Origin of the sequence: Agrobacterium sp. 22094, assembly GCF_052046015.1 — a bacterium.
In the GTDB taxonomy this organism is placed as follows: Bacteria; Pseudomonadota; Alphaproteobacteria; order Rhizobiales; family Rhizobiaceae; genus Agrobacterium; species Agrobacterium cavarae.
Window position 1 is genome coordinate 55,088 of record NZ_JBQEPX010000008.1, and the last position, 18,835, is coordinate 73,922.

General features: G+C 59.4%; 18 protein-coding genes. 11 read left to right on the forward strand and 7 right to left on the reverse strand.

From position 1 onward, the window contains the following. Nucleotides 1–77: 77 nt before the first annotated feature. The gene (locus tag ACTJK5_RS22285; protein WP_062423567.1) at nt 78–521 is read left to right on the forward strand and encodes an RrF2 family transcriptional regulator; all 444 of its coding nucleotides are present in this window, start codon (nt 78–80) and stop codon (nt 519–521) included. 30 nt (nt 522–551) lie between these two features. Here the strand turns inward: ACTJK5_RS22285 and ACTJK5_RS22290 are convergent, their stop codons facing one another. Continuing rightward, on the reverse strand, nt 552–1,073 hold the full coding sequence (locus tag ACTJK5_RS22290; RefSeq protein ID WP_440598759.1) for a flavin reductase family protein: 522 nt from the start codon (nt 1,071–1,073) through the stop codon (nt 552–554). 287 nt (nt 1,074–1,360) lie between these two features. On the opposite strand from ACTJK5_RS22290, the gene ACTJK5_RS22295 reads away from it, so the two are divergent. The 7 genes from ACTJK5_RS22295 to ACTJK5_RS22325 all read left to right on the forward strand — a co-directional run bounded on the left by ACTJK5_RS22295 (nt 1,361) and on the right by ACTJK5_RS22325 (nt 8,861). Beyond that, the gene (locus ACTJK5_RS22295) at nt 1,361–2,428 is read left to right on the forward strand and encodes a LacI family DNA-binding transcriptional regulator (RefSeq protein ID WP_113226030.1); all 1,068 of its coding nucleotides are present in this window, start codon (nt 1,361–1,363) and stop codon (nt 2,426–2,428) included. Next, nucleotides 2,425–3,447, forward strand: coding sequence for an ABC transporter substrate-binding protein (locus tag ACTJK5_RS22300; RefSeq protein ID WP_062443566.1), 1,023 nt, complete (start codon nt 2,425–2,427; stop codon nt 3,445–3,447). Before ACTJK5_RS22295 ends, ACTJK5_RS22300 begins: the two co-directional genes overlap by 4 nt. An 86-nt stretch (nt 3,448–3,533) precedes the next feature. Beyond that, complete coding sequence (locus ACTJK5_RS22305; protein ID WP_062423563.1) at nt 3,534–4,361, forward strand: ABC transporter permease; 828 nt, start codon at nt 3,534–3,536, stop codon at nt 4,359–4,361. Further along, complete coding sequence (locus ACTJK5_RS22310; protein WP_113226032.1) at nt 4,358–5,137, forward strand: ABC transporter permease; 780 nt, start codon at nt 4,358–4,360, stop codon at nt 5,135–5,137. The genes ACTJK5_RS22305 and ACTJK5_RS22310 overlap by 4 nt, the downstream gene beginning before the upstream one ends. After that, entirely contained in the window at nt 5,130–6,155 is a 1,026-nt protein-coding gene (locus ACTJK5_RS22315; RefSeq protein WP_440598758.1) for an ABC transporter ATP-binding protein, read from the forward strand. The genes ACTJK5_RS22310 and ACTJK5_RS22315 overlap by 8 nt, the downstream gene beginning before the upstream one ends. A 1-nt stretch (nt 6,156) precedes the next feature. Next, the gene (locus ACTJK5_RS22320; protein WP_113226034.1) at nt 6,157–7,083 is read left to right on the forward strand and encodes a nucleoside hydrolase; all 927 of its coding nucleotides are present in this window, start codon (nt 6,157–6,159) and stop codon (nt 7,081–7,083) included. Further along, nucleotides 7,080–8,861, forward strand: coding sequence for an adenine deaminase (locus ACTJK5_RS22325; RefSeq protein ID WP_113267620.1), 1,782 nt, complete (start codon nt 7,080–7,082; stop codon nt 8,859–8,861). Before ACTJK5_RS22320 ends, ACTJK5_RS22325 begins: the two co-directional genes overlap by 4 nt. Before the next feature lie 34 nt (nt 8,862–8,895). On the opposite strand, the gene ACTJK5_RS22330 is transcribed toward ACTJK5_RS22325, so the two are convergent. Continuing rightward, nucleotides 8,896–9,711 carry an AraC family transcriptional regulator gene (locus ACTJK5_RS22330; protein WP_274103970.1) on the reverse strand — a complete coding sequence of 272 codons (816 nt, stop codon included), beginning with the start codon at nt 9,709–9,711 and terminating at the stop codon, nt 8,896–8,898. Nucleotides 9,712–9,785: 74 nt separating this feature from the next. Here ACTJK5_RS22330 and ACTJK5_RS22335 point away from each other — a divergent pair, with 74 nt between their 5' ends. Then, nucleotides 9,786–10,721 carry an NmrA family NAD(P)-binding protein gene (locus tag ACTJK5_RS22335; protein ID WP_113226037.1) on the forward strand — a complete coding sequence of 312 codons (936 nt, stop codon included), beginning with the start codon at nt 9,786–9,788 and terminating at the stop codon, nt 10,719–10,721. 257 nt (nt 10,722–10,978) lie between these two features. Here the strand turns inward: ACTJK5_RS22335 and ACTJK5_RS22340 are convergent, their stop codons facing one another. Continuing rightward, a complete protein-coding gene (locus tag ACTJK5_RS22340) occupies nt 10,979–12,151 on the reverse strand; it encodes a M20 aminoacylase family protein (protein WP_440598757.1) in 1,173 nt (390 codons plus the stop codon). Between the two features lie 150 nt (nt 12,152–12,301). Between ACTJK5_RS22340 and ACTJK5_RS22345 the strand changes: the two genes are divergently transcribed. Both ACTJK5_RS22345 and ku (ACTJK5_RS22350) read left to right on the forward strand, forming a co-directional pair. Further along, the gene (locus tag ACTJK5_RS22345; RefSeq protein WP_440613272.1) at nt 12,302–12,970 is read left to right on the forward strand and encodes a phosphoribosyltransferase; all 669 of its coding nucleotides are present in this window, start codon (nt 12,302–12,304) and stop codon (nt 12,968–12,970) included. Nucleotides 12,971–13,046: 76 nt separating this feature from the next. Next, nucleotides 13,047–13,829 carry a non-homologous end joining protein Ku gene (gene ku, locus ACTJK5_RS22350; protein ID WP_440598755.1) on the forward strand — a complete coding sequence of 261 codons (783 nt, stop codon included), beginning with the start codon at nt 13,047–13,049 and terminating at the stop codon, nt 13,827–13,829. Between the two features lie 35 nt (nt 13,830–13,864). Here ku (ACTJK5_RS22350) and ligD read toward each other — a convergent pair whose 3' ends face one another. From ligD to ACTJK5_RS22370, 4 genes are all read right to left on the reverse strand, one after another. Beyond that, entirely contained in the window at nt 13,865–16,360 is a 2,496-nt protein-coding gene (gene ligD, locus ACTJK5_RS22355) for a DNA ligase D (RefSeq protein ID WP_440598754.1), read from the reverse strand. Nucleotides 16,361–16,363: 3 nt separating this feature from the next. Continuing rightward, nucleotides 16,364–17,197, reverse strand: coding sequence for a non-homologous end joining protein Ku (gene ku / locus ACTJK5_RS22360; protein ID WP_440598753.1), 834 nt, complete (start codon nt 17,195–17,197; stop codon nt 16,364–16,366). 21 nt (nt 17,198–17,218) lie between these two features. Continuing rightward, nucleotides 17,219–17,473, reverse strand: a complete 255-nt coding sequence (locus tag ACTJK5_RS22365; RefSeq protein ID WP_440598752.1) for a hypothetical protein — start codon at nt 17,471–17,473, stop codon at nt 17,219–17,221. Between the two features lie 104 nt (nt 17,474–17,577). Then, nucleotides 17,578–18,699 carry a diguanylate cyclase domain-containing protein gene (locus tag ACTJK5_RS22370; protein ID WP_440598751.1) on the reverse strand — a complete coding sequence of 374 codons (1,122 nt, stop codon included), beginning with the start codon at nt 18,697–18,699 and terminating at the stop codon, nt 17,578–17,580. Nucleotides 18,700–18,835 lie beyond the last annotated feature (136 nt).

Below are 18,835 nucleotides of genomic sequence, written 5' to 3' on the forward strand. Positions count from 1 at the left end.
AAGTTCAGGTGCCGAGCAGTATGTCCGGTCAAGCTACTGCTTGATGAAACGCGACCTGCTGGATGTGAAAGACGCCGATGCTGACGAAAAAGGGTAAATACGGTCTCAAGGCCATGATCGACCTCGCGAGCCTCGATAAGGGGCAGACCGCGTTCGTCAGCGACATTGCCGCGCGCAACAATATCCCGAAGAAGTTTCTCGACGCGATTTTGCTGGAGCTTCGCAATGAGGGCATGCTGCGGTCCAAGAAGGGACCGGGCGGCGGCTATGCGCTGTCAAAGCCGGCATCCGATATCTATATCGGCCAGGTCATTCGCGCGCTGGATGGGCCGCTCGCCCCTATTCGCTGCGCCAGCCGCACGGCCTTTGAAGCCTGCGAGGACTGTTCCGATCCGGCGGCCTGTCAGGTCCGCCGGTCGATGACGGATGTCCGGGATGCCATGGCAGCCGTTCTCGACACGATGACGCTTGAGCAGTTTGCGGCGAACACCGGTGAAGAGCCGGTGAACAAGACAGCGTGATGCAATCGCGCTGCGCAAGCGTCACTCTCGTCAGATCTGAAGATATTGTCCGGCGTGGTAGAGAAGCGGGCGTCCGTCTCCACGGGTAACGGAGAGAACCCGGCCGATGACGATGGCGTGGGTGTGACGCTCCACGACATCCTCTACGGCACAGTCGATGACCGCGAGCGCGCCGTGTAAGCCCGAAGCGCCGCTTTCCAGATCGAACCAGTCGGCTCCTTCATAGCGCTCCGCACCCTTCAGTCCGCCAACGCCTGCAAAGCGGGATGCGACATCCTCCTGTTCGCCGGACAGGATGTTGACGCAGAAGTGGTTGAAGCGCGCGATGACCGGCCATGTCGAAGACGACCGGTTGATGTTGACGATCATCGTTGGCGGCTCCATCGAGAGCGCAGTGGCTGACGTGACGGTCGCTCCCGTGCGATGGACGCCATGACCAGCCGTGATGATGCTGACACTGCCTGCGACCTGGCGCATGGCCGTTTTCAATTCCGCAGCTTCCAGGGCGAGTTTCTCCCGCTCCTCGTGAATGTAAGTCACTGTCGCTGTCATCGTTTCCACCTTTCAGCGCGTGTTCCCCAAGCAGCTCAAACGTAGCAATGCCTTTGCCCACACCACAGCCAAAAGATTTTATTGTTGATCAATTTTGTAGAATGATCCTGGCGTTGTCGTTGCTCAAACAGCGCCTGCATGCCGCGACCGCGGAGTAACGGTCATAGCTGGCTTGTATCGTCGCGGATCGTCGACACGCACGAAGTCATGAAAAATCGCAAGCCGGACTCGACATTGGAGACGGTTTCCACTAGCTTGCTTAAACGATTAAGCAAGGGCGCAAGATCATGGCTTTGCAAAAGCCCGCCGCAAATCTGCACGGAATTGCCGCTGCTCTCGGTGTCTCGAGCGCGACGGTATCGAACGCCCTTTCCGGTAAAGGGCGTGTTTCGGCGGAGCTTGGTGAGCGCATTCGTAAGATGGCAGCGGAGATGGGCTATGTGCCCAGTCCTGCCGCCCGCGCGCTTCGCACGGGGCGCAGTGGCGTTCTTGGCCTCGTGCTTCCCGATATCGGCAATCCGCTCTTTCCACAAATCGCTCAAGCCATCGAGAAGGCCGCGGCCGATGCCGGCTACGGTGTTCTGATCGCCGACTCCCATGGGGAGATTGCCAAGCAGACGGATGCAATCAACCGGCTGATCGAACGTGGGGTCGAAGGCATGGTCGTCGTCCCCCGTCGTGGTACGCGGATTGCCGATGTGGATTGCCCGGTCGCTGTGATCGACTCTCCTTCCACGCCCGGCAACACGGTGGCCGCCGACCACTGGGATGGCGGCGTGCAGATCGGTCGGCATCTTGCTGGGCTCGGACACAGCAATGTCGTGATGATCGCCAGAAATTCGGATTCCAATGTGCAGAACGATCGCATCGGCGGCATTCGCGCCGGACTGACTGCTTCTGCCCGAACTGAAACGCTCTGGATCGCGTCGCTCGAAGAGCGCCATGGTGAAGGCTGCCGGCTCGGCGTGGCGGACAAGGTGCGCCAGGGGTTTACCGCCTTTGCCGCTGCATCGGATCTGCATGCCTTGCGTGTTCTCACCGAACTTCAGGATGAGGGTATTGCCGTGCCGGACGAGGCAAGTGTCACCGGCTTTGACGACCTCATCTGGGCATCCGTGGTCACGCCGTCCCTCACCACCATTCGCATGGATATGGCACGCATTGCGGAAGTCGCCGTTACCGCTCTTGTTCGCGCCATTGATGGTGATGACCCTGCGAACCGGCCCGCCGCGGGCGGCGTGGTCGCGGATATTTCCAAAGTGGCGATGGAGCTCGTCATTCGTCGCTCCTCCGCCGCCAATAACGAGAAGCAGACTGAAGATAAAAAACCCACAGCTGGAGAACATACATCATGAAAAAGATCCTTTTCGCATCCGGCACGGCGCTGATGCTGTCGCTCGGGGCCGCGCAGGCACAGGACAAGACCTTGACGATCTCCGTCTATGCCTTCGCGCAGGACGAGTTCAAGGAACTCGTCTACACCCCCTTCGAGCAGAAATGCGGCTGCAAGCTGGTCGTGGAAACCGGCAACAGCGTTGAGCGCCTGGCGAAGATGGAGGCCAACAAGACCAACCCGGTCATCGACCTCGCCATCGTCTCCATGGCGGATGCGCTTTCCGCCGCCCGTAAGGACCTGATCCAGAAGATCGATACCGCCAAGGTGCCGAATATCGAGAAGCTTTACGACATTGCCAAGGATCCGAATGGCGATGGCATGAGCGTTGGCGTCAATCTCTATGCGACGTCGATCGTCTATCGAACCGACAAAATGAAGATCGACAGCTGGGGTGATCTCCTGAAGGACGGTATCGTCGATCACATCGCCTTCCCGAACGTCACCACCAATCAGGGTCCGCCTGCGCTCTATATGCTGGGCAAGGCGATGGACAAGGACACGCCTGATCTCGCGGCGCCTATCGAGGCTGTCGGTGCCAAGAAGGACGATATTGTCACCTTTTATGTGAAGTCTTCGCAACTCGTGCAGTTGATGCAGCAGGAAGAAATCTGGGCCGCACCCATCGGTCGCTTCTCCTGGGCGCCTTTCACCAAGCTCGATCTTCCACTTGCATGGGCAACACCGAAGGAAGGTCAGACCGGCGGCATGAACGTGCTTGTCGTGCCGAAGGGGACGAAGAACGAGGATCTTGCGCTGCAATTCATGGATTTCTGGCTTTCGACCGATGTTCAGAAGGCACTGGCCGACAAGCTGGTGGATAGCCCCACCAACAAGGAGGTCAAGGTCTCCGAAGAGGTGGCGAACAACATCACCTATGGCGAGGAGACCGTCAAAAGCCTGCAGCTCATCCCGTCCGCCGTTTCGCTCGACAACCGCGACAAGTGGCTGTCGGAATGGAACGCCAAGGTCGGTCAGTAATCTTGCGTCGCGCGTCATCCTCGCACCCAACGGTCGAGGATGACGGCTCATCTGTGATCGACCAGCCTGTCGAAGGATAGACCGCCATGTTTCAAAATCGGACCGAGGCTCTGGCGCTGGCCCTGCCCGCCGCAATCTTTGCGGCGGCGGTCTTTCTCGTGCCGGTCTTCATTCTTCTCTCGGAGGGCTTTCGCACCGCCGATGGGTGGACGCTGCAGGCTTACACCACTTTCTTCTCCGACCCGCTAAACCAGGCGGTATTCCTGCGCACGCTGAAACTTGGCGCGCTGGTCACGGTTGTGTCCGCCGTCATCGGTTATGCTGCCGCCTTTGCCATCGTCAGCCTGCCGCCGGGTTCGAAGGGGCATATGATCAATCTGGTCATCCTGCCGCTGATGATCTCCCCGGTGGCGCGCACCTATGCCTGGATCGTCATTCTGGGGCGCACGGGCATTGTCAACGAAGCGCTGAAGTTTCTTGGGCTGACCGATAGCCCGATCCGCATTCTCTTTAGCGAGACGGCTGTGTTCATCGGCCTGTTGCAGCTCTTTCTGCCCCTGATGATCATTTCGCTGATCAGCGCGCTGGAAAACATGCCGCGCGATGTGGTGGCCGCCTCGCGGGTTCTCGGTGCAAACTGGTTCCAGGTCTTCTGGAAGGTCATCATTCCCCTGACGAAGGAAGGCCTCGTCGTCGGTGGCACACTGGTCTTCACCGGCTCGCTCACCGCCTATATCACGCCCGCCATTCTCGGCGGTTCCAAGGTGCTGATGCTGGAAACGCTGCTTTATCAGCAGGTCACGGTTTCCAACAATTTCGTCGCTGCAAGCGTCATTGCCTTCATTCTGATCGTCATGAGCTTTGCGGCCAATATCCTGCTCAAGCGCATTGCAACGGCAAGGAACAGGAAATGACCCGCCATCTCTTCATTCCCCTCACGCTGATGCTGGTCATCGGCTTTCTGATCGGGCCGTTCCTGATCATCGTTGCCGCCTCGTTTTCGGCCGGCGACACGTTGGCCTTCCCACCGCAGGGCTTTTCGCTGAAATGGATCGCCAAGGTCTTTACCGTGGAAAGCTTCCGCAACAGCTTTGCCATGTCGATGTTTCTTGCCATCGGCGGCACGTTTGCGGCCCTCCTCCTCGGCATACCTGCTGCTTACGCCATGTCGCGCTACAAGCTGCCGCTTTCCGAAACGATCCGCACCATTGTTTCGGCACCAATCATCGTGCCCGGCATCATCGTCGGTCTCGCGTTGCTGCGATACTTCGTCGTGCCCTTCGGCATCGGCATCACGCTGGCTCTCTTTCTCGCGCACACCGCCTTGATACTGCCCTATGCCGTGCGCGTGGTCTCTGCCAGCCTCACCAATCTGCGTTCGGATATCGAAGAGGCGGCGGTTCTGCTCGGTTCGTCCCGGCTTGGCGCCTTCTTCCGCGTCGTTCTGCCGAACATCCGCGGCGGCATTCTGTCGGCCTTCATTCTTGGCTTCGTCACCAGCTTCAATCAGGTGCCGGTATCGCTCTTCCTGTCGGGTCCTGGCGTTCGCACGCTGCCGATCGATATGCTGGGCTATATGGAAATCGTCTTCGATCCGTCCGTCGCGGCGCTCTCCTCGCTCCTCGCCTTCCTTTCCATCGGCATTGTTTTCATGGCCGAACGTTTCCTGGGGTTCTCCCGCTATGTCTGACGCACAGTATCTCTCTCTTCAAAATCTTTCGCTCGCCTATGGTGCCACCATGGCCGTCGACAAGCTCAATCTCGATATCCGCAAGGGCGAGCTTCTGGCGCTGCTTGGACCGTCCGGCTGTGGCAAGACCACCACGATGCGTGCCATTGCGGGGTTGATGCCGATTGCAGGCGGTCGTATCGATCTGGATGGTGCCGATATCACCCGTGTCTCCGCCAACAAGCGTGCCGTTGGTCTGGTCTTCCAGTCCTATGCGCTCTTTCCGCATCTGACAGTTTATGAAAACGTTGCCTTCGGTCTGCGGCTTAAGGGCCTGACCGGTGCAGAGTTGGATGCAAAAGTGGCGTCGGGACTTAAATCCGTCGGTCTCTCCACCTTCGCCTCGCGCAAGCCGGCGGAACTATCCGGTGGCCAGCAGCAGCGCGTAGCGCTTGCGCGCTCCATGGTCATGGACCCCAAGGTTCTCCTGCTCGATGAGCCTCTCTCCAATCTCGATGCCCGGCTCCGGCTGGAAATGCGCACCGAGTTGCAGCGGGTGCAGAAGGCGACCGGTGTGACGATGATCTTCGTCACCCATGATCAGGTCGAGGCCTTGGCACTGGCTGATCGCATAGTTGTGATGAAGAACGGCGCAATTGAGCAGATTGGCACGCCGGAAGAGATCTATAATGCACCTGTCTCTTCCTTCGTCGCCGACTTTGTCGGCTTTGAAAACATATTCCGTCTGGAGGGCGCAGAGCTGAAGACGGACGCAGGACGAGTTACGCTTTCTGGCCAGGTTCCGAGTACGGCGGGACTGGCATGGAGGCCGCGCATGGTAACCCTCGGTTCAGGTCCTTTTGAGGGCACCGTGCGCGGCACGTCTTTTGCAGGCAACACGCGGGAATATCTGCTCGACAGCCCTCTCGGGGCCATCAAGGCCGAGGTGGATGCGAGCCTGCCGTCCTATGAGATCGGCGCGACGCTGCCCTTTGATCTGCCCGTCGAAAAGGCGGCATCTCTCAAGGTGTTCAACTGAGATGGGGATGTGGATCGATACCGATATGGGTTTCGACGATATCGCTGCCATTCTGGTGGTGGCAGCGTCCGGTCAGGTTATCGACGGAGTCTCTCTGGTTTTCGGCAACGCGCCGCTCGATCAGGTGCAAAAGAATGCCGCGGGTGCGGCCTTGGCCTTCTCTTGGTGCTTTCCTATCCACGCCGGGCGGGCAAGCCCTGTTCTCGGAGAGATCGAAACAGCGCAACGCATTCTGGGTGAAACCGGCATCCCGACAGTGGGAGCGACGCTTCCAGCATCGGACGATCTGCCCTTGTCGAATGCTTTCGATGCCCTCTGCCAGTGGTTGGCAGAGGGGGCAGGGGAAAAGAAGATTCTGGCCCTTGGTCCTCTGACCAACATTGCTGCAGTCTGCCTCGCCCGACCGGATCTCGCCGCGCGCATTACCGACCTGACCTGGATGGGCGGCGGGGTGACGCTTGGCAATCACACGGCCTCTGCCGAATTCAACGCCTTTGCCGATCCTGAAGCCGCGGCCATCGTCATTGCCCATGGGCTTCCGCTGCGCATGGTCGATCTCGACTTCTGCCGCAAAGTCACCGCCTCTCTTGGGGATGTGGCGCCTATCCGGCAGGCGGGTGGAAAGAACGCAGCGCTGGTAGCCGATATGCTGGAAGGCTTCATCAACATCGCCGTCAGCCGGGGGCGTGATGCCATGGCGCTTTACGATCCTTGCGCGGCGGTGGCCGTGGTTGATCCTGAGAGCGTAACATGGAAACCGGCTCGCATCGATGTCGAACTGCAGGGCAGTCTAACGCGTGGGCGAACGGTCGTGGAAGCGCGGCTTGCCCATGCCGATCGTTTCAATGCTCATTATGCAGAGGACATCGATGCCGAATATGCGCGCAAGATCATCCTTGGTGCACTTGAAGCAGAGGCAAGCCGATGAGTGAAAAGCCGATCATTGCCGATCGCGACGGCATGAATGACGCCGCGCTCCGCGCCCGCGCGGTTGCGGCGGCAAGGGGCGATGCGCCTTTCGATGTTCTGATTTCCGGCGGAACTTTGGTGGATGTGGTGACGGGCGAATTGCGTCCCGCCGATATCGGCCTCGTTGGTCCGCTGATTGTAAGCGTCCACCCCACCGGCTCAAGACAGGACGCCACGCAGGTCCTGGATGCCAAAGGCGGATATGTCGCGCCCGGCTTGATCGATACGCATATGCATATCGAAAGCTCCATGGTCACGCCGGCTTCCTATGCTGCTGCGGTCGTCGCCAAGGGTGTGACCACTGTTGTCTGGGATCCGCACGAATTTGCCAATGTCCATGGACTGGACGGCATGTCCTGGGCATCGCGGGCAAGTCGCAATCTGCCGCTGCGAACAATCTTGCTCGCGCCTTCCTGCGTGCCGTCGGCACCGGGGCTTGAACGGGCGGGTGCTGATTTCGATGCGACGGTGCTTGCCGAAATTCTCTTCTGGCCGGAAGTCGGCGGTGTTGCCGAAGTCATGAATATGCGCGGTGTCATCGAGCGCGACCCGCGTATGAGCGCCATTCTCCAGGAAGGACTGCATGCCGATAAGCTGATCTGCGGCCATGCGCGTGGGTTGGAAGGTGCCGATCTCAACGCGTTTATGGCAGCCGGTGTTACCTCCGACCACGAACTCACATCAGCGGACGACCTGATGGCGAAGCTGCGCGCCGGGTTGACCATTGAACTGCGCGGCTCCCACGATCATCTGCTGCCGGAATTTGTCGAGGCCCTGAACAGGCTCGGCCATCTGCCGCCGACGCTGACGCTTTGCACAGACGACGTCTTCCCTGACGATCTGTTGAAGGGCGGCGGGCTGGATGATGTGGTGCGCCGGCTGGTTCGCTACGGCCTTCGGCCGCAATGGGCATTGCAGGCCGCGACCTTGAACGCAGCAGCACGCCTTCAGCGCAATGATCTCGGCCTGATTGCTGCCGGTCGAAGGGCCGATATCGTGGTTTTCGACGATCTGACGCAGTTCTCCGCCCGCCATGTCCTGGTCAGTGGAACGCCCGTTGCCGAGCAAGGCCGAATGATCGTCGAGATCCCCGAGATCGACGCGGCGCCTTTGAAAGGCTCCATGAAGCTGCCGCTTCGCTCGCCTGAGGATTTTCGGGTGAAGAGCAACGGCAAACGCGTCCGGCTCGCCACCATCGACAGGCCGCGCTTCACGCGGTGGGGCGAAATCGAGGCTGACGTGGTTGACGGCTTTGTCGTGCCGCCTGATGGTACGACGATGATCTCGGTGACGCATAGGCACGGCAAGGCAGATGCCATCACCCGAACCGGCTTTTTGACGGGTTGGGGCGAGTGGAAAGGTTCCTTCGCCACCACCGTCTCCCACGACAGCCACAACCTGACCGTCTTCGGCGGCAACGAAGCGGATATGGCGCTCGCCGCCAATGCCGTGATCAAGGCGGGCGGCGGAATGGCCGTCGCCTCAGGCGGAAAGGTGACCGCCCTGCTGCCTCTCCCGCTTTCCGGCCTCGTATCCGATGCACCTCTGACGGAGGTGGCCGCGGGCTTTGAGGCGGTGCGCGAAGCCGTCGGCAAGGTCGTCGAATGGCAGCCGCCCTACCTCGTCTTCAAGGCCTGCTTCGGCGCCACGCTTGCCTGCAACACAGGTCCCCACCAGACCGATATGGGTATCGCCGATGTGCTGACGGGAACGGTGCGGGAGCCACTGTCAACTTGATGTCGGTTGGGGGACGGGATCTCGGCCCACATTCTCAGGGCTGCTGCGCGCCGGCAAGGTAGCGCGATGGCGTGGTACCAAGCGCCTTCTTGAACATGACGATGAAGGCCGTCGTGGACTCGTATCCCAAGTCGCTCGCCACCTTCTGGACGGTTGCGCCACCCGCCAGTTCCCGTAGCGCGATCACCAGATGCAGCTGGCGTCGCCAACGGCCGAAGCTCAATCCGGTCTTTTCGATCATAAGCCGTTTTAACGTTCGTTCACTGACGGCGACATGCTCAGCCCATTGGCAGAGGGTTCGGCGGTCGCTCGGATTTGCCAGGAGCGCCCTAGCGATCAGGGCGATCTTTGGATGATCAGAGACAGGGAGCTCCAGCCTTTGACGCGGCATCAGCGCGAGCTCATCGAGCATCACTCGCATCAAGCGTTCTACATGCGCGTCGCGCCGGTCCTGTTCTGGAAGCTCCGCTAACCGATGGATCATCTCCCGAAGCATGGGCGAAACCGACAGCGTGCAGCACTCGTCTGGAAGCGTGGCCGCGCCGGGCTCGACGAATAGATACGTCAGACGAGCATTGGGTGTGACCTGATTGCTGTGATGAACGCCGCCGGGGACCCAGAGTCCGCAGTCGGGCGGAACGATCCAGACCCCGCTTTCCGCAGTGCAGGTGACCGCGCCATGGAGCGCCAGGATCAGTTGACCCTGTGGGTGCTGATGCGGGTCTGCCTCGGCCTCATAGTCGGCGAAGTCCATCCTTATGGCCATCGCCGGTCCATGCGCGAGTCTGAGATCGCAAGCGGTACTACAAGGAGGTCGCTTATTCGGAGATTGGCCTGATTTCGATATCATATGGCATTATCTCCAATTCTGCCACGCCACGCAATCCTTTAGTGTCCTGGTCAAACAACTTCAGGAGATAAGCCATGCGTATTGCCGTGGTTGGTGCGACCGGCAGGATCGGCACCAAACTGACCGAAAACCTCTTGGCCAAAGGCCATTCCGTCAAAGCCCTGTCCAGAGGAGGGCCCGCCCTCGATGCGCTTGTCGCGAAAGGCGCAGAACCGTTCATCGGCAGCTTCGACACGGGTGATGGTGAACTTTCCAAGTTCTTCGAAGATGCTGACGCTGCGTTCCTCATGGTCAAAACCCTTTGGACGGCGGAGGATTTTCATGGGCACTATCCCGCGGTAGCGCTCAGGTTCTTCGACGCACTTCGGGATTCCCCGGTGAGATTTGCGGTGAGCCTGACCGGAATGGGATCCGAACTCACTGGCAACACCGGCCATTTCCAAGGCTTCCATATTCTTGACCAGATCCTCAACCGGTTACGGGACATCAAGCTAGTGCACCTCCAAGGTGGCTGGTTCATGGAGGACCTGTCCAGATGGGCGGAGGCGATTGCCAAACATGATAGGATCGGCTTTACGCTTGCGCCCCACGTCAAAGCGCCTTGGGTTTCCATTCAGGATCTCGCTGATTTTGCCGCCAGGGAGTTCGACACGCCGCCTGAAGAGCACCGGTCCGTGAAACAACTGGGCATCGATTACACGATGTCCGAGATCGCCGCGATCATCGGTCGGGCGCTCGGTCGAGAGGTGGATTATCGCTTCGTCGATCCCACCAGTCACGAGGTCGAGACGGTCTTCCGGGAGAGGTTCGGGACGCTAGATCGGTGGGTCTATGACAAGAACACCGCGGCGGCTCTTAATGATGGGCGGGTTAAGTTCCGCGATGATCGCCCGGTGCTGCCCACGACAATGGAAGAGTTCGTCAAGGACACCCTCGGGCCGCTGATCGAGAAAGCACGGACGGATGGTGTCAGACCAGAGACGTTCCTGACCTGGAGTTCAAGACGATAACTGCCTCGTGACAAAAAATAGTCTGCCCAGAACGGTGATCGGCAGCGGCGCTTTCCACGATGGCAGATGCGGTCCGAGCCCGTAGAGCTTACATCTCTTCAGGCTCCGCCCCCAATATGCTGCTACCGGTTCGGCGTCAGCGGGCGCCGAAGCTGCCACGTCTTCTTCCAAATGCACCTCGCCTTCTTGCCGCGTTTGCAGAAGCTTGAGGATTTCCTTCATCAACGCTCGCCCCCGAGGCTCTCGCGCAAGACCAGCTATTCCGCTGCCAGTTCCTGCTTCACCAGGGTCTTCCAGAAAGCAACTCCGGAGGCGATCGCGTCATCGTTGAAGTCATAGGAGGTGTTGTGATGCAGCGCGCCGTCCACCGCAGGGCCGTTGCCTAGCCAGACATAGCAGCCGGGTGCTTCGCCGGCAAAGAAGGCGAAGTCGTCGCCAGCGGTGGAAGGCGGAAAGGCCGTCCGGACTTTCGCCCCAAAGACGCTTCGCGCCGCGTTTAGCGCCCGCTCTGTCGCATGGGCATCGTTGACGACAGGCGGAATACGACGGGTGAACTCGTAGCTTGCTTCGATGCCGAACATGGATGCTGTGCCGCTTGCCAGGCGACCGATTTCTTCCTCCAGCTGATCGCGCACATGGGCAGCATAGGCGCGCGCCGTGCCGCCGATATGCACGAGGTCGGGAATGACGTTCAGTGCATTCGGGTCTCCTGCCTGAAGCGAACAGGCACTGACGACGGCGGGCTGCAGCGGATCGATGACACGTCCGACGATGCTCTGCAACGAGGAGAGAAAGCTTGCCGCAGCGGTGATCGGATCGCGGCCAAGATGCGGTTTCGCCCCATGGGTCCCGACGCCCTTGAAGACAACGCGCCAGCTATCGGACGAGGCAAGCTGCGGTCCTCCGACCACTGCCATTTCGTCCGTATCGAGACCCGGCATATTGTGGAGACCGTAGACCGCATCGCATGGGAAAAGTTCGAAGAGCCCGTCTTCGACCATCTTCTTCGCTCCGCCACGGCCCTCTTCCGCAGGCTGGAAAATGAAATGCACCGTGCCGGAGAAACCGCGATCGGCAGCAAGCGCGCGGGCAGCACCGAGGAGCATGACGGTGTGGCCGTCATGGCCGCAGGCATGCATCTTTCCCGGAACCGTCGACTTGTAAGGTCTCTCCGCCAGTTCCGGCATGGCAAGCGCATCCATGTCGGCGCGCAGTCCGATGCGGCGCGTGCCGTTTCCCACCTGAAGTGTGCCGACAACGCCTGTGACTCCAAGACCGCGATGGACAGCAATGCCCGCCTCCTCCAGAAGAGAGGTGACGATCTGGCTGGTGCGTTCTTCCTCGAAGCCGAGCTCTGGATGCGCATGCAGATCGCGACGCAGCGCCGTCAAAAGGGAGAGCTCGTCGGCGGTCATGGTCGAGGCGGTCATAAGGGAAATCCTTGGGATCTGTGCATTAAAGCCGAGGGACACGGCTCGTCTGTCGATCTCATTTCTAGTGCAAAAGCGCTTTGGATTTAATAGGGCATTTAACAGGAATCGGACGATGGTTCGGAAAAGAGTGATGAGGAAGGACGCGCGATGAAGCCCCACGAGTTCTGGCAAGATCTGCATGAGCCCGGCAGCTTTCCCGAAGACGGGACCAAGGTCGGCTTCTACCCAGTTACGCTGGATGATGGCCGCCAGCTTCGGCTGCCGATCCGGCCGCTGAGCGATGGAGACCATGCGCTCGCCTCGCTGATCATCAATCAGGCTTCCTTCACGGTGCTGGGCGCTCTGGCAGACGATCTTACGGCCAAGCTGAAGTCCTTCGAGCCGGGTGTGGTGGTGGGACTGCCGACACTTGGCCTGACGCTGGCAAGCGAGGTGGCCCGCCGCCTCGGTCATTCGCGCTATGTACCGCTCGGGACATCGCGAAAGTTTTGGTATCTGGACGAGCTGTCAGTGCCGATGTCGTCCATCACCACGAAGCAGGAAAAGCGGCTCTATATCGATCCGCGCATGTTGCCGCTTCTGAAGGGGCGGCGCGTGGCACTCATCGATGATGTCATTTCCAGCGGAACATCGATCCTCGCCGGGCTCTCCCTGCTCCAAGCCTCCGGCATCGAGCCAGTCGTTATCGGTGCGGCCATGTTGCAATCGGAACGCTGGCGCGACGCGTTGGAAAGCCTAGACTCCAAATGGCCGACGCGCGTGTGCGCGGCGTTCTCCACACCCTTGCTGCGAAAAAATGGAGATGGCTGGATCTGACGCCTGGGAACTTCCTGTCTCCTCCGTGGATTAGAGAAGGTTGCTGCAACCCAGCCTCGCACCTCAAGGAGTTTCCATGCCGAGACAGACATTCTGGAAAGGTCATCTGAGGCTGTCGCTCGTGACGGCAAGGGTCTCGCTCACGCCTGCCATTTCTCAAAGCGGCAAGATCCGCTTCCACGTCATCAATCGGGAGACGGGCAATCGCGTCGAAAGCCGCTATGTGGACAGCGTCACCCATCGTCCGGTTGCGGATAGAAATCAGGTGAAGGGCTTTCCCAAGGAAGACGGCGATTTCGTGCTGCTGGAGGAAGACGAGATCGATGCTGTTGGTCTGGAAAGCACCAGAACCATCGATATTCAGACCTTCGTTCCCGCAGGCTCCATCGACTGGATCTGGTACGATCGTCCGCATTTTCTCAAACCCGAGGACAAGATCGGTGCCGAAGCCTTCAGCGTTATTCGCGAAGCGATGAGGGCCAGCAAGGTCGTCGGCATCGCCCGACTGGTCCTCTATCGCCGCGAGCACGCTGTTCTGCTGGAGCCATCCGGCAAGGGCATCATCCTATGGACGCTGCATTATGGCGACGAGGTGCGCGACGCTGTCGATACGATCGATAAGAAGGCGAAGACCGATAAGGAATTGCAAACGGCGCTGGATAAGCAGATCGACAAGCAGTTGACGAATTGGAAGCCGTCGCTGGTCCAGGACACGGTGCAGAAGAAAGTTCAGAAGCTCTTGAAGACGAAGGCCAAGGACGCGCCTAAGTCCAAAGCCAAGAAGCAGCCCGCCGCGGCAAAGCAGGGCGGCAATGTCATCAACATCATGGATGCGCTGAAGAAGAGCCTGCAGTCCTAACGTGTCCCTAAAATGAGGGCGATGCTCTCAACACCTCAGCCAGGAAGCGGCTTGGCGGAAGCCCGGAAATCCGCCCATGGGTCAGACATCCTCGCCTTTATATGCGCGGGTGTGTTCTTCGCTGTGAACTCCGCCGGGCCTTTAATCTTCGACAACTCCGACCATTCGAGCGGCATGGAAACCGTAGCGCCCGCTCTGGCGCGGGTGGAGTAGGGGGCGACGGCCGTGCTTCCGCGCCCATTGCGCAGGTAGTCGACGAAGATACGGCCACTGCGCTTGGCCTTGGTTGCCACAGCGAGATATTTATCCGGCTCATCTTTTCCCATGTCGGTCGCGAGTTTCTTCGCAAAACCTTTCACCTTCGCCCAGCCGGCCTTCGGCTCCAGTGGCGTGACGACATGAAGGCCCTTGCCGCCAGACGTCTTAACGAAGGCGGCAAGTCCCGCTGCTTCCAGCCGGGATTTAAGCTCGAGCGCGGCTTCGACGACAGCGCCCCACTGCACGTCCTCACCCGGATCGAGGTCCATGGTTATCAGGTCCGGCTTCTCCCAGGCCTTGGTGGTCGAACCCCAGGGGTGAATTTCAAGCACGGCGGATTGAACGAGCGCCATCATGCCATCGAAATCGCTGATCACCACCAACGGTTCGCCCGATCGATCCTTCGGGTCCTTGATAGCACCAATGGCTTTGTTCATTCCGCGCCACGGGTGCTTCTGGAAGAACGTTTGGCCGTCGATCCCTTCCGGGCAGCGTAGCAGGGAGAGCGCGCGATTGGTGACGTAGGGTGCAATATGCTCCCAAACCTGTGCATAATAATCGGCGAGGTCCGCCTTGGTGATTTTCTGATCCGGCCAATAGACGCGCTCAGGGTGGGTGAACTTGATCTTCGTTTGCGGCGTCTTTGCTGCGTCACCTGTCTCGGGCTTCGTCACGTGTTCCACCTCCCTGCTGATCTCCTTGGGTGCCTTGTCTTCCCGCAACCCTTTGAAGGAGGCATGGCGAAGGTTGCCATCGCCGGACCAGCCGCGAAACTCGACTTCCGCGACAAGCTCTGGCTTGACGTAATGAAGATCGCGCCGGGCAAGCGCTGTCAGCTTCTGCGAGAAGGGACTTTCTGTCTGCGTCAGGGGCTTTAGCCTGTCGAAGATCATCTCTGCGGTGGCGCCGGTAAAGCCTGTTCCCACCCGGCCGACATGCCGAAGCTTGCCATTCTCATAGACGCCGAGCGCCAGAGAGCCGATAGCCTGGTCCGATGAGGACGAGAGGGCATAGCCACCGATGACGAATTCCTGGCCGCTGCTGCACTTGGACTTGATCCACTGCCCCTTGCGCCCGGAGACGTAGGGAGACTCGGCGACTTTGGAGATAACGCCCTCCAGTCCAAGCGAGCAGGCATGCTGGAGAACCTTTTCTCCGTCCTCCTGAAAATGCGCGCTGTAGCGCAGCACAGGGTCGTCGGAGGGTAGCAGTTTTTCCAGCAACGCTTTGCGATCCACAAGTGCAGCGCCCTGCAGGTCCCGGCCATCCAGATAGAGAAGGTCGAAGACGTAGTAGCGGAAACGATCCTGCCGACCCTCGCTGAGATCGGCCTGGAGTGCGGAGAAGTCGGAAACGCCACTTTCCTTTTCGACGACCAGTTCGCCGTCGATGATCGCAGTTTCCACCGGCAGTGCCGCGAGCGAATGTTGGATGGCCTCTCCGAATTTCTCCGTCCAGTCCAGACCGCTGCGGGTCAGCAGAACGACCTCTCCCTTCTCGATCCTCGCCTGGAGGCGATAGCCGTCAAACTTGATTTCATGCAGCCAGCGCGATCCCTCCGGCGCATTGTTCTTCAATGTCGCCAAAGCGGGTTTGATGAAAGACGGCATTGCCGCCTTATGGCTTGCCTTGGGAAAATCATGCACCTGCTTGCCGGTCGTTTTCGCACTTTTGGCTTTGGACGAGACGTCTCTCGAGTTCCAGGTGTCCTCTGGATTCTCTGCCACCTGCTCGATGCTTCGCCCCGTCTTGACAGAGTTTCCCGCCTCCTCGATCAGGTCGATGGTTTCGCTGGCTTCCTCGTCATGGGCCTTGATCAGCAGCCAGTTTTCGCGCTTCTCCTCAGGCTTGCCTTTCATCCGCACCAGATGCCAGCGGCCTTTCAGCTTTTCGCCGTCGAGTTCGAATTCCATATGGCCCTTGCGGTAGGCCTTCTTCGGATCGCCGATGGGGGACCATGTGCCACGATCCCAGACGATGACTGTGCCGCCACCATATTGGCCCTTGGGAATGATACCTTCGAAGTCGGCATAGCTCAGAGGGTGATCCTCGACGTGGACCGCAAGCCGCTTTTCATTCGGATCGAGGCTCGGGCCTTTGGTCACGGCCCAGCTTTTCATCACGCCGTCCATTTCCAGGCGGAAATCATAGTGCAGCCGCCTTGCATCATGTTTCTGCACCACGAAACTGTTGCCGGCCGTTGCCGCCGCTTCGCCCTTCGGCTCCGGCGTCTTATCGAACTTGCGCTTCTGGTTATAGGTTTGAAGGCCCATGGGTCAACTTGCCTTCTTGCGTTTGGTGGTGCCGGAAGACTTTGGCTTGGCCGTCTTCTTGTCTGAGACACCGGCGCTTTGGCGCAGGGCTTCCTTCAGGTCAATGACGTTGTCGCGCTTCTCGGGCTCGCGCTTCTTGATCGTCTTTCCTTCGATCTTCGCCTGCACCAGTTCCGTCAAAGCATCATTATAGCGGTCGCTGTATTGCGACGGATCGAATTTGCCGGCTCGCTTCTTGATGATGTGGCCTGCGAGTTCCAGCATCTCGTCATCAAACTCGATGTCGGGGATTGATTTGAAGGCAGCGGTCTGCGAGCGCACCTCGTAGTCATAGTTCAAGGTCGTGGCAATTACGGCGTCCCCGTCGAGCCGGATCAACAGCATTCTGTTGCGACGAAAAAGGATTGCTTCTGCAAGAGCTGCGACCTGACGCTCCCGCAGCGCCTGCGCCAGGAGTGAAAGCGCTTCGCGGTCCTCGTCGGTCGAAGGCGAGAGATAATAGGGCTTGTCGAAATAGAGTTTGTCGATTTCATCGCATTCTAGAAAGTTTTTCACCCGAATGACCTTGTTGCCGTCCGGCATCAACTCAGAAAGCTCGTCGCCTTCGATGACGATGTGGTCGCCATTCTCAAGCTCATAACCCTTGACCTGCTGATCGCGCTCGACCTTGTCGCCGGTCTCGCTGTCGAGATACTGTCGCTCGACGCGGTTGCCGGTCTTTCGATTGATGATGTTGAAGGAGATTTTTTCCGACGATGAGATCGCGGTGTAGAGTCCGACATCGCACTGAAAATCAGCGAATTTGATAGTGCCTCTCCACACGGCTCTTGGCGCCATCGCCAGCCTCCTTTTTACGCTCTAACTTTTACTGGAACGCTCGCGGTCGATTATCCGCTCGACGGCCACGATATCTTCCTGCGAAAACACCGGAACAGGGTCGGACGCCATGGCCTCCATCACATCCGGCGAAAGCCCACCGTGCCGCGCGACCCACTCCATGGCCTCACGCGTCTCCCGTTCCGCTTTCAATTGCGCATAAAGTGCCACAATCAGCCTGTCGCGAGTGTCGGGCTGTTGATCCTGTCGGGGTGTGGTTTTCGCAGTATGTGCCATCGTTCTTAAATTCGAGACAGGCACGAAAGTTCCAGCACGGGCGACACGATGGCATTCTGGTCGCACTGGATGGCCGGAAGTCGCAAAGATACGACGGCCTAGCTTCAGGCAGCCGCCACGGGAAATTTTTCCTGGAGGGAAGGCAGTTCTTTCTCCACGCCACCGCCGTTGCGCTTTGCCCGGTAGGAAGCAGCGTCCGCCAGGCGTATCATGGTGCTGAACTCCGCATCCTTGGCCGCTTCAGCCGTATATCCGAGGCTGACGCCCACGCGGACCGGTTCATTTGAGAGGTTAAATGGCGTTGTCAACGACCGCACGATGTCATGGGCCATGCGCTCGACATCTGCTGCGTTGCGGACCTCAGTCTGAACGACGACGAACTCATCGCCGCCAACACGTGCGGCGATGTCATGGGGCTGAAGGAGGTCCCGAAGCCGGGCGCCGACGCCGATCAGCAGGTCATCGCCCGCGGCATGCCCGAGGCGATCGTTGATAGCCTTGAAGCCATCCAGATCAAGGCAATGAACGGCAATCATCGTGCCCGTCATGCGCGAAATACCGCTAAAGCCTTCGCGAAGCGCAATGCGATTGGCAAGGCCGGTCAAAGGGTCGGCACGCGCAAGGCGCTCCATCTCAAGCCGCAGCAGGATCTGCTGTGACGCCGTTCGATACACATGCGACACGCTCTGCATCGCCGCGAGCAGGAAGACAGCGAACATCGTGGCCAGCAACCAGTGCGCCGCGTCGCCCGCGAAGGCGGCCGAGATCGTGGTCGGCACGGCCGCGATAGTGAGTGCGGTCACTGATATGAGAGGTCGAACCGACATGCGGCTGGCGACGCCGGCTGCATAACCGAACAGCAGCGCCGTTGCCAGCACGTGCAGGGAGAAATCGGAGGACCGGAAGATCAGTGCGGAGATCGCGCCGACCGAGGCGGCGACGAGAAATGTGAGAAGAGCATGCGCAAGCTCCCAGTCTTTCGGTGTCAAAGAGGTGGGGTGACCGGTCTTAGTCCAGCGCCGGTGGCGCAGCATCACGCAGATCTTGGTGAAGGACGCCAAGCCACCGCACACCATGGCGACAAAAATCCAGGTGTCATGCAGGGTTGTCGCGGCGAAGTAGCCAATGGCGACGATGGTGAAACCCATGACGGTCATCGGTGCAACCGTGTAGGCCAGTTGGGCAACAAGTGCCTTATAGAGGTCGTCCGGTTCTCTTATTCGCATCGATCAGCCCTTGCCACGGGGTAGCGGTTATTGAGCGCATATAATCTATGCGGAAAATTTAAACGACTCTCTAATCAAGGCCTCAATGGTTGTCAGCTGTCCTCAGCGCGATCAACTGACGGACCAGCGAATGATC